13 protein-coding genes and 2 pseudogenes are annotated in these 15,641 nt (G+C 57.5%); 5 read left to right on the top strand and 10 right to left on the bottom strand.

All coding sequences use genetic code 11. The annotated features are described in order from the left end of the window. Positions 1 to 4 precede the first annotated feature (4 nt). The 5 genes from LRS40_RS17910 to LRS40_RS17890 all read right to left on the bottom strand — a co-directional run bounded on the left by LRS40_RS17910 (position 5) and on the right by LRS40_RS17890 (position 6,695). A complete protein-coding gene (locus LRS40_RS17910; protein WP_231312237.1) occupies positions 5 to 496 on the bottom strand; it encodes a GNAT family N-acetyltransferase in 492 nt (163 codons plus the stop codon). Further along, positions 493 to 3,852, bottom strand: coding sequence for a CapA family protein (locus LRS40_RS17905; RefSeq protein ID WP_231312236.1), 3,360 nt, complete (start codon positions 3,850 to 3,852; stop codon positions 493 to 495). The genes LRS40_RS17910 and LRS40_RS17905 overlap by 4 nt, the downstream gene beginning before the upstream one ends. Positions 3,853 to 4,165: 313 nt before the next feature. Further along, positions 4,166 to 4,585 carry a translesion error-prone DNA polymerase V autoproteolytic subunit gene (locus LRS40_RS17900; RefSeq protein WP_231312235.1) on the bottom strand — a complete coding sequence of 140 codons (420 nt, stop codon included), beginning with the start codon at positions 4,583 to 4,585 and terminating at the stop codon, positions 4,166 to 4,168. A gap of 231 nt (positions 4,586 to 4,816) precedes the next feature. Continuing rightward, positions 4,817 to 5,278, bottom strand: a complete 462-nt coding sequence (locus LRS40_RS17895) for a hypothetical protein (RefSeq protein ID WP_231312234.1) — start codon at positions 5,276 to 5,278, stop codon at positions 4,817 to 4,819. A 538-nt stretch (positions 5,279 to 5,816) separates the two neighbouring features. Continuing rightward, on the bottom strand, positions 5,817 to 6,695 hold the full coding sequence (locus LRS40_RS17890; RefSeq protein WP_231312233.1) for a DMT family transporter: 879 nt from the start codon (positions 6,693 to 6,695) through the stop codon (positions 5,817 to 5,819). A gap of 90 nt (positions 6,696 to 6,785) precedes the next feature. On the opposite strand from LRS40_RS17890, the gene LRS40_RS17885 reads away from it, so the two are divergent. The 3 genes from LRS40_RS17885 to LRS40_RS17875 all read left to right on the top strand — a co-directional run bounded on the left by LRS40_RS17885 (position 6,786) and on the right by LRS40_RS17875 (position 8,945). Next, entirely contained in the window at positions 6,786 to 8,120 is a 1,335-nt protein-coding gene (locus LRS40_RS17885) for a PLP-dependent aminotransferase family protein (RefSeq protein ID WP_231312232.1), read from the top strand. Between the two features lie 306 nt (positions 8,121 to 8,426). Next, on the top strand, positions 8,427 to 8,609 hold the full coding sequence (locus tag LRS40_RS17880; RefSeq protein ID WP_039028538.1) for a general stress protein: 183 nt from the start codon (positions 8,427 to 8,429) through the stop codon (positions 8,607 to 8,609). Positions 8,610 to 8,726: 117 nt separating this feature from the next. Next, positions 8,727 to 8,945: a hypothetical protein gene (locus tag LRS40_RS17875; protein ID WP_142489649.1), complete on the top strand. Its 219-nt coding sequence runs from the start codon at positions 8,727 to 8,729 to the stop codon at positions 8,943 to 8,945. A 67-nt stretch (positions 8,946 to 9,012) separates the two neighbouring features. Here the strand turns inward: LRS40_RS17875 and LRS40_RS17870 are convergent, their stop codons facing one another. Beyond that, the gene (locus LRS40_RS17870; protein ID WP_231312231.1) at positions 9,013 to 10,281 is read right to left on the bottom strand and encodes an MFS transporter; all 1,269 of its coding nucleotides are present in this window, start codon (positions 10,279 to 10,281) and stop codon (positions 9,013 to 9,015) included. A gap of 9 nt (positions 10,282 to 10,290) precedes the next feature. Next, the gene (cybB, locus tag LRS40_RS17865) at positions 10,291 to 10,818 is read right to left on the bottom strand and encodes a cytochrome b561 (protein WP_142489650.1); all 528 of its coding nucleotides are present in this window, start codon (positions 10,816 to 10,818) and stop codon (positions 10,291 to 10,293) included. Between the two features lie 183 nt (positions 10,819 to 11,001). Here cybB and gap point away from each other — a divergent pair, with 183 nt between their 5' ends. Beyond that, positions 11,002 to 12,003 (top strand): type I glyceraldehyde-3-phosphate dehydrogenase, encoded by a 1,002-nt coding sequence (gene gap, locus LRS40_RS17860; protein ID WP_142489651.1) that lies wholly within the window; start codon positions 11,002 to 11,004, stop codon positions 12,001 to 12,003. 103 nt (positions 12,004 to 12,106) lie between these two features. Beyond that, a complete protein-coding gene (locus tag LRS40_RS17855) occupies positions 12,107 to 13,033 on the top strand; it encodes an alpha/beta hydrolase (RefSeq protein WP_231312230.1) in 927 nt (308 codons plus the stop codon). A 101-nt stretch (positions 13,034 to 13,134) separates the two neighbouring features. On the opposite strand, the pseudogene LRS40_RS17850 reads toward LRS40_RS17855, so the two are convergent. From LRS40_RS17850 to LRS40_RS17840, 3 genes and pseudogenes are all read right to left on the bottom strand, one after another. Beyond that, positions 13,135 to 13,320, bottom strand: a pseudogene (locus LRS40_RS17850) (aldehyde dehydrogenase family protein); the annotation flags it as partial. Between the two features lie 588 nt (positions 13,321 to 13,908). Next, a pseudogene (locus tag LRS40_RS17845) lies at positions 13,909 to 14,587 on the bottom strand (aldehyde dehydrogenase family protein); the annotation flags it as partial. 198 nt (positions 14,588 to 14,785) lie between these two features. Then, positions 14,786 to 15,589 carry a YdcF family protein gene (locus tag LRS40_RS17840; RefSeq protein WP_231312229.1) on the bottom strand — a complete coding sequence of 268 codons (804 nt, stop codon included), beginning with the start codon at positions 15,587 to 15,589 and terminating at the stop codon, positions 14,786 to 14,788. Positions 15,590 to 15,641: the final 52 nt, after the last annotated feature.

Genomic DNA, 15,641 nt, shown 5'->3' with positions numbered 1-15,641 from the left:
AAATTCAGAGCGTCATCATCATTTCATGCCACGCCATTCCGCCGTGATCGGACGCTGAGGGCTTGATATAGCGGTAGCCAAAATGGGCGTACAGATCGACGTGGCGATCTTTACACATCAGGTGGATCGTCTTTTTGTGCATCGCCTTCATGCGTGACACGAACTCACGCATCAGCAGTGACAAGTAGCCTTTCCCCTGAAAATCCGGATGAACCACCACGGACATGATCACCGCGTTTGGCGCATCCGGATCGTGGCCCACCAGCTCTTTAAACGCTTCATCGGACATCACCACTTCCCCTGCACAGCCCGCATTAATGAATCCGATGACGTTGCCCTCCAGCTCTATACAGAGGAATCCTTCCGGGTAGCGGTTAATGCGGGTGGCAATTTTCTCACGCGTTGCCGCTTCATCCCCTTCGTAGGATGTGATTTCAATTTCATAGCAACGATCAACGTCAGCTGGGGTTGCCTGGCGGAATACCGGGGTGGTCATATTATTGCCTCTTCATCATGTTGTGGGCGACAGGTTACCTTTTTTCTGAAAACCGCTAAATCCCCCCCAAACTGCGGGCCGAGCGGCAACGTAATCACACCGCTCTCCGCCCCAGTGGCTATACCGCTTGAAGGCGAAAAATCTACGCCCCGTTCCGCCAGGATCGTCATGACCTGTTCAAACTCCGCGGGCCCGACGGGCCGGGGCTGCCAGAACGTCTGCTGATTATCAAGCAACACCGGATGCAAGCAGAGCTTCGGCTGTTCGCCGCCCACCTGTAGCCGCACGATAAAGCCGTAAGGGGGAACGTTGCGCTGGCGGTATTCGCCATTGCTGTTAAACACGCCGTTACCGATGCTGTAGACCACCCACGCATCGCCCAAACGCTCAATCTCGCCCAGCATATGCGGCCCGGTACCGATGATCAGATCTGCCCCTGCACGCGTCAGCCTTTTTGCCAGCGCTCGCTGTTGTTCACCCGTCCAGCGATAATCCATGCCCCAGTGAGCAAGCACGATGGTTGTCGCCGGATTATCACGCGCTTTTTCTGCACGCAGTTGCTCAATCAATTCGCCGCTGATGCAGGCCGCGCCCGCCCGACGCGGCTGCGCATAAAACGCACAATCCTGCTCCATATACAGCCGGAACCAGTACGCGCTATAAAATTTAAACACTTTCCCGCCAACCGAGATCACCAGCGGCGCGCTCGCCTGGCGAGCATTTAGACCGCTGCCAAAGCTGACGATACCCTGCTGGCGGAACGCGGTTAGGGTCTGTTTCAGCCCTGCTTCGCCGGCATCCATACTGTGATTATTCGCCAGCGCCACCGCATCCACGCCTGCACGTCGTAGTGCTGCCGCAGAGCGTTCAGGATCGCCGATCAGGCAGAAGGGTTTGCGCCCCTGCAGGCTCTGTGTGGTCGCTGTCCCCAGCGCGGCTTCGAAATTAGCAATAGTGTAATCGCTCCGGGCGATCAGCGGCCGAAGCCCCTGAAAGGAGTAATCGTAGCCATGGTGCTGGAGCGCATCATCAATCCCCTTCTGCTGGCGCTGTCGGGTATACCACTCGCCATAGTAGGTATCGCCAATGAGGGTAAAAACTGCCGCCTTTTTATCCAGCGAGACCGTTCTGTCATCCCGTTCTTCGGTGACGGATGTCTCTGTGCCTTCCGCCTGCGCCAGCAATTTATCAAGCTGATAATCCAGATGGAACGCATCGCTGGCACCCGCCACGCAGGCGAGCCAGACCTGCTTTCCGATACGCTGGATCGCAAACCCCCAGCGCGGAGAGCCGCCAGAGGTATAGCTGTAACCGGCACGACCATCCATCTGCATATTGGTCGTTTTACGGTACAGTTTGTCGCCAAAGGTCATTTCACTTTCAGCAAACCAGTGCAGGAGATGGGGATAATGCTGATAGAAATGGCGGATCATCAGAGCGATATCCTGCAGGGTCGTGCACTGCCCGTCGCGCAGACGCCCCGAGACGCTGTGCAGTCGGGTCCGGGTCATTCCTATGGCATCAGCCTGTTTCTGGATCCCTTCTCGCGCCGTCTGGTTATCACCAAACAGATACTCACCAAGATTAATCGCCGCGTCGCGGGCATTCTCAATCAGCATGGCCTGCACCAACGACTTCACCGTCAGGCTGTCACCCTTTTTCAGACCCAGTGACGGCCCCTGCTGTAGCACCTCTGCCGCAATTTCCCGGACCGGGACTCTCTCCACCAGCGCGAGTTTTCCCTCCTGCAACCCTTGAGCGCACAGCAAGGCCAGCAGCAGTTGACTCAGATGCCGGGGGGTTAGCGTATCCTCCTCATGCCGGGCTACGGGCGTCTCGCCCGTTGAAAGATTAACCAGCAGGGTAGCGCAGCTCTGTACCGGCCGTGGCGCCTGAGTCTGCTCGTGCAGTAATTTCACGACCTCACCAAAATCCGATTCATAGGGATCGCCTTTGACCAGCACGATATCCCCCTCACGCAGCGTCTTCAGCACAGACTCCACCATGGCGCCAGCCTGCATAAAATGCCCACCCGCCCGCGCGGGTGGCAGGATTTCATGGAGATAACGCATCTCCTCGCCATGAACAAAGACCTGGTGAAAACCGGCGGCTAACAGCGGTTCCGCCAGCGAACGGTGAACTTCCTCTGCTTTATCGTTCAGGTTGATAATGCGTGCCAGTACCGCAATTAAGCGCCCCCCTTTTTCCGTAGCCTGGCGCGAGGCAAAATCGAACGCATTGAGCATCGACAGGTATTCTGCGCTGTAGCTGTCATTAATCAACGTTACGCTGCCGCCTGCGGGAACGGGCAGCGACGAGATCTGCATTTTCCGGCGTTGATTACGAAATGCAGCAAGCTGTTTGCCGATTTGCGCGGCCTCCAGTCCCAATAGCCTTGCCGCTATCATCACCGCCACCGAGTTTGTTGCAATCCCCTTCCCCGGCTCATCGAGACGATAACGGATCGTTTCGCCCTGCAGGCAGATGCCGATATCAGACCCCTTCATATCCGACACAAACCAGGTCACGGGCACATCTGCCAGCGGGTGAAAGCCGTAGCTGATAACGTTCGCGCCATAGCGCACCGCATCCTGATGCACCTGTTCATATTCCGCGATATCACGATTCACAATGGCATAGCCGCCAGGAATTATGCCGTTACAGACCCGGGCCTTATGCCGGGCAGTATCCTGGAGCGTGCGGTTATTTTCACGCACCTGAGTGATACCCACTTCCGTGATAATACAGATATGCGGTTTTATACGCAGACCCACGCCACCATTGCGCATCCACAATGCAGAAATAGCGGCCTCAATAACCACATAGTCAGGGTTAACGCCTGCGCGTGCCAGCGTCAGCGAAACACCCGTACGCGAGTTATTATTGCCTTGCGTCGTCACGACCGATCCCGCAGAAGAGAGCACGGCGCTGAGCATGTCTTTGGTTGAGGATTTACCGACGGTGCCGGTTATCGCGACGGCTTTTCCATTAAACCTGCGCCGCGCTTCGGCCCCCAGTGAAATAAGCGCCTCATACGAATCCTCAACCAGAAACTGCGGAAAATCGGGCGGCAATTCGGGAATATAGCGTTGCACTACTGCGCCACAATAATTCGCATAGTGCTTTTTCAGATAATCATGGGTATCGGACCATCTGGCGTAAATTCCGGTATTACCGGTTCCCCTTAGCCAGGTATCGACATCCATGGCAACAAAGAGACGGGGAACGCCTCTGCCACGATCGGATGAAAAAATGGCAATATCCTCCGCGTGCCACCCCACCGCGGTAGGTACAAGCCATTGTCCTTTCAACAAATTTTCGAAATCAGCTGCCGTCCATCCTGCATGATTGTTCACTGATATATATCCCTTATTATTAAAAACGACATCCCTGTTAATTTGCTATTAACGTTGGTGTTGCTCATTATTTTTGCGCCAACCAACGGAAATATTTTCTACAGTAGACATGACGATGGGGGCAATCAAGTTGCGGGGGAACGGCGACTGTTTATTGAATAACCACTTCAGTTGTAAGTGTTTATAGTGATTCAGAATATCTTTTTTGTAAGAATTTTCGGACCTGACAGAAAAGGCGGGAAATATCCCGCCGCACCGGGTGTAATAATCGCCGTGTTATACACCTGAATGTATTTCACGGAAATCCGTCCTGTTAATCCGCCGATTTGACGATATAGGTCACCACGCCAAAGATATCGAGCGAATCTTCGCTGCCTACGACGATCGGTGAATAGGCGCTGTTCATCGGGTTAAGCTGCACCCGGGGTCTGAGCTGGAGGCGCTTTACCGTAAACTCCCCCTCCACCGCTGCGATGACAATATCCCCGTGCTGCGCCGTTCTGGCGCTGTCGACAATCAGCAGATCGCCGTCGCCAATGCCGGCATCAATCATCGAATCCCCGGCCGCTTTCACGAAATAGGTCGAGCTGGGGTGCTGGATCAGCAATTTGTTCAGGTCGATACGCTGTTCCACGTAGTCCTGCGCCGGGCTGGGAAAGCCGCACTGTACGACCTCGCCGAAAAGGGGTAGCGCGATCACCTCGCGCAATGCTGCAAGTTGGTAAAACACCATGATTCGTTCCTCGAATACTGTTTTTATATACAGTAGTCGTAGCGAGGCGCGCAGGCAAGTCGCGGGGCAATGGGGGCTGTTTATTGCGTAACCGCTTCGGTTATAAGTTATTAATGTGTTTGATGATATTTATTTTGTAAATATTTCAGGAGGTTGCATGGACGGCTCCCTCTCTCTTGAGGGAGAGGGGAAACGCCGGGCGGCACTGCGTTTGCCCGGCCTACGTGCTCCTCAGTTAATCAACGCATCAATCGCCACGCGCCCGTCCGGCGTTTGCAGCCAGCGCGGCGCGTTGAGCGTATCGGCGTAGAAGTTCACCAGCTCATACAGCAGCCCTTCTATCACGCGCGCCATCTCCGGCGGCAGAATGTTGCCGATCAACAGCTGCGTGAGGGTCTGACAATACAGGCCAAGCTGGTCGCTTTCCGGTTCGAATGCAGGCAGGCGCGAGGGCAGATCGTTAAGGGTGAAGCGGCCCACCAGGTGCGGCGGGATAGGCTCGTTGAGCGTTGGTTGCAATAACGCGAGACAGGCAGAAAGTCGGGCGCAGAGCGCCAGCTTTTCAGCGGGATCGTCGCTTTCCAGCAGGGTATGGGCAAAGCGTTCGCAGTGGTTCGCCAGCTCGGTGAAGTCGGTGTTATGGGAGAACGGTGTGGTAAATAAAGCGTGATCAAGAGTTGGGGTTGTAGCCATAGTGGCAATCTCCGATAAAGTAATGTCATCGATAAAATTTGCCAGGGTTCCAATCCCGACGCCTGATTTTGCAGGCGCAACCGGAAGATACTGCGCAGAGTACGAAGCGACAAGCCTACAAAATCATTTCCGGAAAGCGCCTCGCAAAAAATTGTAAAGCAACGAAGAAAACCCAGATTAATAAAATAATTACAGCGACTCCCTGGTCCGGCTGAAAATCGCTGAGGCGTTGACCGCAGGCCGGGGCGAGGCGCATGGATGCGCCGAGAGGGCGTGACCTACATGGATGTAGGATCACGCCCGACCCGATAGCCGGAGGGAATAAGCCGAGGGCACCGCGAAGCGGCGATTTTCTTTGCCGGGAGCCGGGGTAGCCAGGGGGGAGGCGGCGAGCCCCCCTGGCACGTTCACGGGTTCGGGCATATCAGAGAAGCAAGGAACGTGAAGTGAACGGAACCACCTCCGCCGCCGCATGTTCCCCGTCACCCTAACCCTAATCCTCAATGAAGAGGGAACAGTTCGTGCAAATCTTCTACCTTCACCGGGCATATTTCCGCGAGCCGATCACACACAAAATCACCCCCAACGTAATCACCATCATCAACGGACTCACCCGCTCATGCAGCAGCGTGGCGGACAGCGCCAGCCCCAGAAACGGCTGCAACAGCTGCAACTGCCCGACGGCGGCGATCCCACCCCGGGCCAGCCCTTTGTACCAGAAGATAAACCCGATCAGCATACTGAATAGCGACACATAGCCGAGCGCGCTCCAGGCCGGAATACCGATGCCGCTGAAGGATGCCGGCATCGTCAGCAGAGAGGCCAGCACCATAAAAGGCAGCGCCAGGATCAGCGCCCAGCTGATCACCTGCCAGCCGCCTGACTCGCGGGTGAGCGCGGCTCCCTCCGCATAGCCCAGGCCGCAGACGATCACCGCCGCGAGCATCAGCAGATCGCCCGTCAGGGAGAGCGCGGCACCTTGCGAAAGCGCAAACCCCATCACCAGCAGGCTGCCGAGCGCCGAGAAGATCCAGAAGGCCCGGGCCGGACGCTCCTTGCCGCGCAGCACCGCGAAAATAGCGGTCATCAGCGGCAGCAGGCCAAGGAACACAATCGAATGGGTGGCGGTGACGTGCTGCAATGCCAGCGCTGTCAGCAGCGGAAAGCCGACCACCACGCCCAGCGAGACCATCATCAGCGGCACAATCCGGGCGGCTGGCGGGCGTTTTTCCCGCGATACGAGGATCAGCATCAGGGCCAGCACCCCGGCAAGAGAGGCCCGGGCAAAGGTCAGGAAAAAGGGATCAAAGTCCTGCACCGCAACCCGCGTGGCGGGCAAGGAGCCGCTGAAAATCACTACCCCCAGCAGGCCGTTAAGCCAGCCTGATAGCGCGTTTTTATCTACCGCCATATTCATTACCCTTACCTTCCCAGTCTTGAGCCTCTGTTGAGCGGATGGTAGTCTCGCCAATCTAATACAATCAAATTATTGTCATGGATACATTTGATGAAAGCCCGCTACAAAGGGATCGTGGATCGCTACGCTGCGTTGATTCGGACTGCCCAGATCCCGGCAGGCACCCGCCTGCCCACCCACCGCACGCTCGCCACCCGGGAGCATATCTCCCTTGCCACCGCGACGCGGGTCTATGCCGAGCTGGAGAAGATGGGGCTGGTCAGCGGCGAAACCGGACGCGGAACCTTCGTCAGAGAGATCCTGTTGCCCTCGGGCCAGGGGATCGATCAGCAGGCGATCGCCACCGATGTGCTGGATCTGAACTTCAACTATCCCGCCCAGCCGGGCCAGGGGGAGCTGCTGCGCGAGGCGCTCCGGCAGGTCGCCGCCGGAGGCGATATCGAATCACACCTGCGCTATCAGCCGCATGCCGGCAGGCAGATCGAGCGGGAGATCGTCGCCGCCCACCTCGCAGGGCCACATTTTCAACCCTCTGCGGATAATGTGCTGATCGTGAACGGGGCCCAGCATGGCCTGACTGTCGCAGTGATGGGGCTGCTTCGGCCCGGTGACGTGGTGGCGGTGGACGCCCTCACCTATCCCGGCTTTAAGGCCCTGGCGGCGCTCTATCATCTGGAGCTTCTCGCCATCCCCTGCACGGAAACCGGCCCGGATCTGGCGGCGTTACGCCAGATCTGCCAGCGGCGTCACGTGCGGGCGGTGTACACCATGCCCACCCTGCACAACCCGCTGGGCTGGGTGCTGAACCATGAGCAGCGCAGAACCCTGGCGGACATTGCCCGGCAGCACGACCTGCTGATCGTCGAAGACACCGCTTACGGGTGGCTGATCCGCCGTCCACCGCCGCCCGTCGCCAGCTTTGCCCCGGAACGCACGGTGTATGTCACCGGCTTTTCAAAAAATGTGGCGACCGGTCTGCGGGTCGGGGCGGTGATCTGCCCGCCGGATCTGCGCCCGGCCCTTGAGAGGGCCATCCGGGCCACCACCTGGAACACGCCATCGGTTATGACCGCCATGGTCTGTCACTGGATCCAGGACGGTACCGTGTCCCGCTTTGAAACGCTGAAAAGACGCGACGCCCGGCAGCGGCAAACCGTTCTGAAAGCGGTGCTGGGGGATCTGCCCTGCATTACCCATCCCGATTCGTATTTTGCATGGCTGCCGCTTGCGGACGAGGCCAGAGCCGATCGGGTCGTGAAGGCGCTGATGGACAACCATATCTCCGTCTCGACCGCGGAGCCGTTTTCAACCTCCGGCACGGTGCCGCAGGCGATCCGCATCGCCCTTGGGTCGGTGACGATCAAAAATTTACGTCACGCGCTCTTGCAGGTCAGAGCGGCGGTGGAGCTGGAGCAGAGTCGTTAAGCCGGATTGCTTCTTAAGACTCGTCTTAATTTACCCGGGAAAGTCATTTTTTCTGGCGCTTGATCACAGTAAATATCTCCCCTGAAATAATTCGGACCACATGTAACTTTTGCTAACTTATTTATTAGCGTCGATATATTCTCCATCACCTGCAAAAATGCCTAAAATATATTCAGGCGGAGCACAAAAACGCGCCGAAAGGCTTATTGAAGTTTCTGCCGTTCTGTCTACATTTATTTCTGCACACATTTGAAGAGGTTAATTTCCTCTCAGTAAATATTCTCAACGAAACACTGGAGACATGTTATGACTAAACATCGAGGCGGTTCCGGCAATTTCGCAGAAGACCGGGAACGTGCATCCCAGGCGGGCCGCAAAGGTGGACAGAGCAGCGGCGGGAATTTTAAAAATGACCCGCAACGCGCATCTGAAGCGGGAAAAAAAGGTGGACAGAATAGCCGGGGCGGCGGCCGCAAACCAGCGGCATAAGCTCCACAATATATTCTCTCTCTGACCCATTTTTGTCAGACAATATATTTGAAACGGCGAGAAAGGTATAAATACCTGACCTTTAACAGGCAGTTCGATGAATTATGCGGAGGTTATATGCTGCATTTGAGAAGAAGAGTTCGCAACGCACGTAATAATCATCGCACCAGTGATGATGTCGGCTGGATAATTCCGGGTGACGCTGAGCGTACCCGTTCACCGGATAGCGGCCCGGCACTCCAGCTCAGAAGAGACAATGACGCCAGCAGTGAGGTGAGGCTCAGCCAGCGTCAGTCGTATCTGGTCAACGCCATGGCGAACCGCGATCTGAAGTAAACAGCTGTTAAGTGATGTAGAACGTGTTGTGCTTTGTTATTCGCCCGGCCTTCCCCGCCGGGCTTTTTTATGCCCGCAGCGGCAGCCCGGCACTCTCTCTGGCGCGCAGCACCGTCAGGAGGGTAATCAGCGCCGCCGCCATCACATACAGCGCTGGCGAGAGCGGATTACCGGTCACGATCGGCAGCCAGGCCAGCAACCACGGCGTCACTCCGCCAAAGAACGCCACCGCAAGATTATAGGCAATCGCCATGCTGCCATAGCGGACCCGGGTCGGAAACAGCTCCGCCATCGCCGCATTGCTGGCGCCGTCAAAGGCGGCGATGCACAGCCCCACCAGCAGCAGCCCCAGCACCGCAGGGAACACCGCCCCACTTGCCATCAGCTTCATGGCCGGCCAGGCGACGAGGATCAACCCAAGACCTCCCGCCAGCATCAGCGGTTTACGGCCCAGCCGGTCCGACAGGTAGCCCATAAAAGGCACCAGCACGGCGACGGTCAACAGCCCGAGGGTGGTGATGGTATAGGCATCCAGCGCCGGGTAGTGCAGCGTCGCCACCAGCCAGGCAGGAATAAAGGTTTGCAGCATCCAGTGCACCACCGCCTTGATCGCCACAAACCCGATGCAAAAGCCCAGCGCCCGCTTGCCGGTGGTCACGGCCCTGTGCAGCGGCGCAGCTTCCGTTTGATGGCAGTTCAGCAGCGCCTGAAATTCAGGGGAGTCCTGAAGATTGTTGCGCAGATACAGGCCAATCCAGCCCAGCGGCCCGGCTAACAGAAACGGAATGCGCCAGCCCCAGTCGTTCATCGCCGCCTCCCCCAGCCCCGCGGTCAACAGCAGCACCAGGCCCGATCCGGCGACAAAAGCCATAAAGCCGAAGCTGTCTGTCCAGCAGGTGAAGTAGCCCCGGCGGTCAGCGGGGGCATACTCGGCCAGAAAAGTGGTGGCACCTGCGCTTTCGCCCCCGGCGGCAAACCCCTGGATCATCCGCACCAGCACCAGCAGGCCCGTGGCGAGCAGCCCGGCCTGCACGTAGGTGGGCAGTAACCCGATGGTAAAGGTAGCGCCGGAGGTCAGCAGGATCACGGTAGCCAGCACCTTGCGCCGCCCAATCCTGTCTCCGAGGGATCCAAACCACAGCCCGCCGAGCGGACGTATCACAAACCCGGCACCAAACACCGCGAACGAGGAGAGCAGCGCCGACGCCGGGTTGTCGGTATGGAAGAACTGCATGCCAATGATGGTCGCCATCGTACCGTAGAGCCCGAAATCGAACCATTCGACAAAATGACCGATGCCGGTGGCGAGCAGCACCTTACGCAGTTGAGGGGCCACAGGCTGCTCTTAACGCTTTTTCGGCATCATGCGCAGCAGGGTGTTGTCTTTCCAGAAGTAGTGATGAAGCAGCGCGGCAAAGGCGTGAATGCCGATAATAAAGTAACCCAGGTTCGCCAGGGTGACGTGCCAGGCTTTCAGCGTGTCCACCAGGTCGAAATTGCCCTCGGCGGCATGGGGCATCCCCAGGCCAAAGGCAAACCAGGTATTGCCCCGGTTATACATCATCACCAGGCCAATCAGCGGCAGGGCAATAAACAGCAGATAGATGGCAAGGTGGCCCAGATGGGATAAGCCGATATACATCGGTTTTGGCTTAGGCACGATCGGCGGCGCGGGGTACTTAAGACGCACCAGCAGACGCGCCACCATCAACACCAGAATAGAGATACCGCAGGAGACGTGGATCATGTTGATCAGCGGGCGGTCGCTGCGGGGGAAAAAGCCGCGAAACTCCATGGCACAGTAGGCCACGATCACCAGCAGAAAAACCAGCCAGTGAATTGCAATTTGCAGGCCGGTGTATTTATTACGCATAGTCTTTCCTGATAAAGGCTAATAAAAAGGTAAAATAACCAGCTTCAGTTAAAAATTCATTAACTTTTGTCCCCGCGTTTTCAAAAACTTCCGCGCAGATCAGGCATCTTCAATTGCCTCGCTGGGCTTCCTGGTCTATTCCTGGATGAGTTTAACGTCCCGTACATCATTCAGGAGAACATCATGAGTAAGATTGGCATTAACGGATTTGGTCGTATTGGCCGACTGGTTCTTCGTCGGTTACTGGAAACTCAGGACAGTAATAGCGTCGTGGCGATTAACGATTTAACGTCACCGAAAGTGCTGGCCTACCTGCTAAAACACGACTCCAACTACGGCCCCTTCCCGTGGAGCGTGGACTTTACGGAAGACTCCCTGATCGTCGACGGAAAATCCATTTCGGTGTATGCCGAAAAAGAGGCGAAACACATTCCGTGGAAAGCCGCCGGGGTGGATCTGGTGGTGGAGTGCACCGGGTTCTACACCTCGCAGGAGAAGTCGCAGGCGCATCTGGACGCCGGAGCGAAAAAAGTGCTGATCTCCGCCCCGGCCGGGGAGATGAAAACCATCGTCTTTAACGTCAATGACGACACCATCGACGCCAGCGACACCATTATCTCCGTCGCCTCCTGCACCACCAACTGCCTGGCACCGCTGGCGAAGGTACTGCACGACGCCTTTGGCATCCGGGCGGGCACCATGACCACCATCCACGCCTATACCGGCACCCAGGCGCTGGTGGATGGCCCGCGCGGCAAAGATCTGCGCGCCTCGCGTGCCGCAGCGGAAAACATCATCCCGCACACCACCGGCGCGGCGAAGGCCATCGGGCTGGTGATCCCTGAACTGAGCGGCAAGCTGAAGGGCCATGCCCAGCGCGTGCCGGTCAAAACCGGCTCCGTAACCGAGCTGGTCTCGATTCTGGAGAAAAAAGTGAGCGTGGATGAGATCCACCAGGCGCTGAAAAAGGCCACCGAAGGCAATGAGTCCTTTGGCTATACCGACGAAGAGATTGTCTCGTCGGATGTGATTGGCTCGCACTTTGGTTCGGTCTTCGACGCCACCCAGACGGAAGTCACCGACGCGGGCGACGTCCAGCTGGTGAAAACGGTGGCCTGGTACGATAACGAATACGGGTTTGTCACCCAGCTGGTGCGGACTTTAGATAAGTTCGCTGCCCTGTAAACACGCCGCGGACAGCCCTGCTGTCCGCATCCTGTGAGTCGGTGCTGGTTTTCATTTTGTTAACCCTGATATAACAAAGGCTTTCCAGAGAGGGAGCCTTATCATGGAAGCACTGAGCCGCGACACATTAGAACAACAGATGGCGCAAGCCGTGGGCCGTTCGGCCACCTTTACCATCTGGCCCGATAATGAAGCCCCTGGCGCACGCACCAGCGACGCCGTTTTTACCCGTGAACCCCGCCATACCGGGACCTCCGACTACGATCGCGCCGTCACCGGCATCCGCGCGCCGGAGATCGCCGTGTATGCCCCTGCCCGCCCTAACGGCGTGGGTATTCTGGTGGCGCCCGGCGGCTCTTATCGCCGCGTGGTGCTGGATAAAGAGGGCAGCGCGCTGGCCGCGTTCTTTAATGCTCGCGGTTATACCCTGTTTGTGATGACCTACCGCATGCCGGGAGATGGCCATGAAGAGGGGGCCGACGCGCCGCTGGCCGACGTGCAGCGGGCGATGCGCGTGATCCGCGCCGGGGCAGCGGAGTGGAAGCTGGATCCGGCCCGCATTGGAGTACTGGGTTTCTCTGCGGGTGGGCACGTGGCAGCGAGCCTCGGCACCCGGCACGATGAAGCGGTCTATGCCCCGGTGGACGCCGCCGACGCGTTCCCTGCCCGTCCGGCCTTTATGGCGCTGGTTTATCCGGTGATCACCATGCGTGACGCGCACCATCATTCGGGTTCACGTCATGAGCTGATCGGCGATAACCCGACAGAGGCGCAGATCGGTCGCTACTCGCTGGAGGAGCGCGCCACCCGCGACGCCCCGCCAACCTTCCTGCTGCATGCCGCCGACGACCCGGCGGTGAAAGTCGAGAATAGCCTGGCGATGTACAGCGCCCTGCGCCGCCTGGGCGTGCCGGTTGAGATGCATCTCTTTGAGCGTGGAAAACACGGGTTTGGCATCCGCGATGCCCAGGGCCTGCCGGTAGCCGTCTGGCCGGAATTGATGATGAACTGGATTGAAACAAAGGTGTAGCCTGCATCGCCGGGTGGCGGCTTCGCCTTACCCGGCCTACGTGTCCGATGCGGTTATCAGTTTTGTAGGCCGGGTAAGCGCAGCGCCACCCGGCGTTTTTATCAGGACTGCAAATAGACCAACTGGGTCTGCAGGTACTCATGCAGACCGTGTTTGCCATCCGCTCCGCCGATCCCGGATTTACGCCAGCCCGCGTGGAAGCCCTGCATCGCTTCAAAGTTCTCGCGGTTGATGTAGGTTTCACCGAACTTAAGCCCTTTGATGGCTTTCATCGCCACGTTCAGATCTCGGGCGGAACCTGGATCGATCACCATTATCGTTGTCGTTACTGATCCTCGTCCACCGGACGGAAACGCCCACCATCTGCATGCCACGAACACCACCGAGCCACAACGAGCGCTATGAGAGCCCCTTTGGCGATGATATCCATCACGATGCAACGTCGCCGCGCGGAGTGATGACGCCGCCGCCACGTCGCCACCACCATAAATATAAATAAAAAAACGTAGATGTGACATGTATGCGACAACGCCAAGAAAAAAAGTGGTAAAGGTGTGGTATACGTCTGCCACATGAAGGCCGCCAAAAATGCCAAGCAACAATGACGATGTTAGCCACCGCCGCATACGCTGATGATATAATAAAGATTCCACACACACCACGTTACGCCACGTCACATTACACCATCATCCACCATCTTCCCGCCATAGGCTGTCTTGCTGTTATATGTCGCGGAGCAAAAACGAACGCCAGGTGACACACGCTAGTGCGGAGTCGTCGCTGTAACAGTACAATTCCGCAAAAAAATATGAGATATACAACATAATACGCATACACGCAAAGAGTTATGATACACAGGCAAGATGCCGCTGCTGCGCTGACCAGCGCCACTTTCGGGTTACCCGCCAGCTCCTGACCTACGGTTTCACCGCGGCCCAGCACCAGGTTAAAGACCCCTTTTGGCAGACCAATCTCGTCAACGATTTTGGCAAAGGCGATAGCGTTGTTCGGGGTGAACTCGCTCGGCTTAATAACGATGGTGTTGCCGGTCAGCAGCGCCGGGCCCAGCTTGCGGGCGATCAGGAAGAACGGGAAGTTCCACGGCAGAATACCGGTGGTCACGCCAAGCGCCCGTTTGAACAGCAGGATGTTTTCGCCCGGACGATCGCTCTGGATAATCTCACCTTCGTAGCGACGCGCCCACTCGGCCATATAGTCGAGATAGTCGGCGGTGAACGCCACTTCCACCTCCGCGAGCTGCTGAATTTTGCCGCCTTCGGCCACGATCAGGGCGCTGATTTCGCTGGCGCGTTCACGAATGCCGGCGGAGATTTTACGCAGCCAGCCCGCGCGCTGGATAGCGGGCAGCGCCTCCCAGTCGGCCTGAGCGCGCTCGGCGGCGTCGATGGCCTTGCGGGCATCTTCAGCGCTGCCGTCGGGAATACGGGAAATGACCTCTTCGGTGGCCGGGTTGATCACATCAATCCAGGCATCACCCTGCCAGGCTACAAACTGTCCATCGATATACATAGGATGTTGTACGGGTACTGTCATGACCTGCTCCTGTAATTGCACTGTTTTTAACAAGTAAAATTATTGTTAAAAACTACAGTTCCCGACCCGTAATCACAGCCTATCGCGCTGTTTTTGTGAGACATCTCATAAAAGAAACGGGTCAGCAGGAGGAAAAAATCACAATTCGACAACAAAGGCTGCCCGTTTGCGGGAAAGTCATCGCAAACGGGCAATGGGTTACAGCAGGGAGCGGCTGACCAGCGCTTCGGTGAGAATGACGTCGTTACGCAGGATCTGCCAGGCGGCCTCTACCTCAGCGGGAATATCGACATGGACGATGAAATCGCGGCCAAGCGGGCCATAGCCATTAATGTCATCGCGCAGGCGAGGAAGTTCACCCAGCACCAGCGACAGATAGCGTTCTACCGGCCACAGCCCCTCGCCGCCGCCGCGGAACACCAGCCCCTCCTCGCTGTTCTGCAGCTGCGGTACGATGCCGGGATGGCTGGTCCATTCCGGGGCATCCGGCTTATCGCGCCAGACCCGGGCAAAGGTTGCCATAGTGCGGCGCTGCATGGTCGGATCCTGCACCACAATCCCACGTTTCACCCGCAGCTGATGATGCTGGATCGTCGCGGCGCTGAAACGGGCATTTTCACCGCAGTTGGTGGACTGATCTTCCACCAGCAGGCGCTCGGGCGGAATATGCCAGAACTCCCGGGCGATCTCCGCAAGGATAGTGGCTTCGGCTTTGCCGGTGGTGCGCACCCTGTTATAGCGCGGGTGTCGCGCAATGGCGGCGTATAAAAAGGTGGTTGAATGGCCGATGCCGCCGCTGATCAGCAAGGGGATAGCGAGCGACGACGCCAGACGACAGGCCGCGTCGATGGAGGGGATCACCGCATTACCGGCCAGCACCACCAGATCCGGCTGCAGCGCGGGCGGATTGTAGGGCAGGTTATCTTCAGCGAGCCAGGCCCCGACGGTATTGACCGCGGCCAGCGTTTTATCGGGCAGAGACGGGAAGATTGTGAGACTCATCGTTACCTCCTTCCAGCAAGTAAGCTCAGAGTAACGCATAGGCTACTGGTTA

The organism is Leclercia sp. G3L (genome assembly GCF_021117075.1).
GTDB lineage: Bacteria > Pseudomonadota > Gammaproteobacteria > Enterobacterales > Enterobacteriaceae > Enterobacter > Enterobacter adecarboxylatus_C.
The sequence above is the reverse complement of the archived record's forward strand: the minus strand, read 5'-3'. Positions and strand labels throughout refer to the sequence as shown.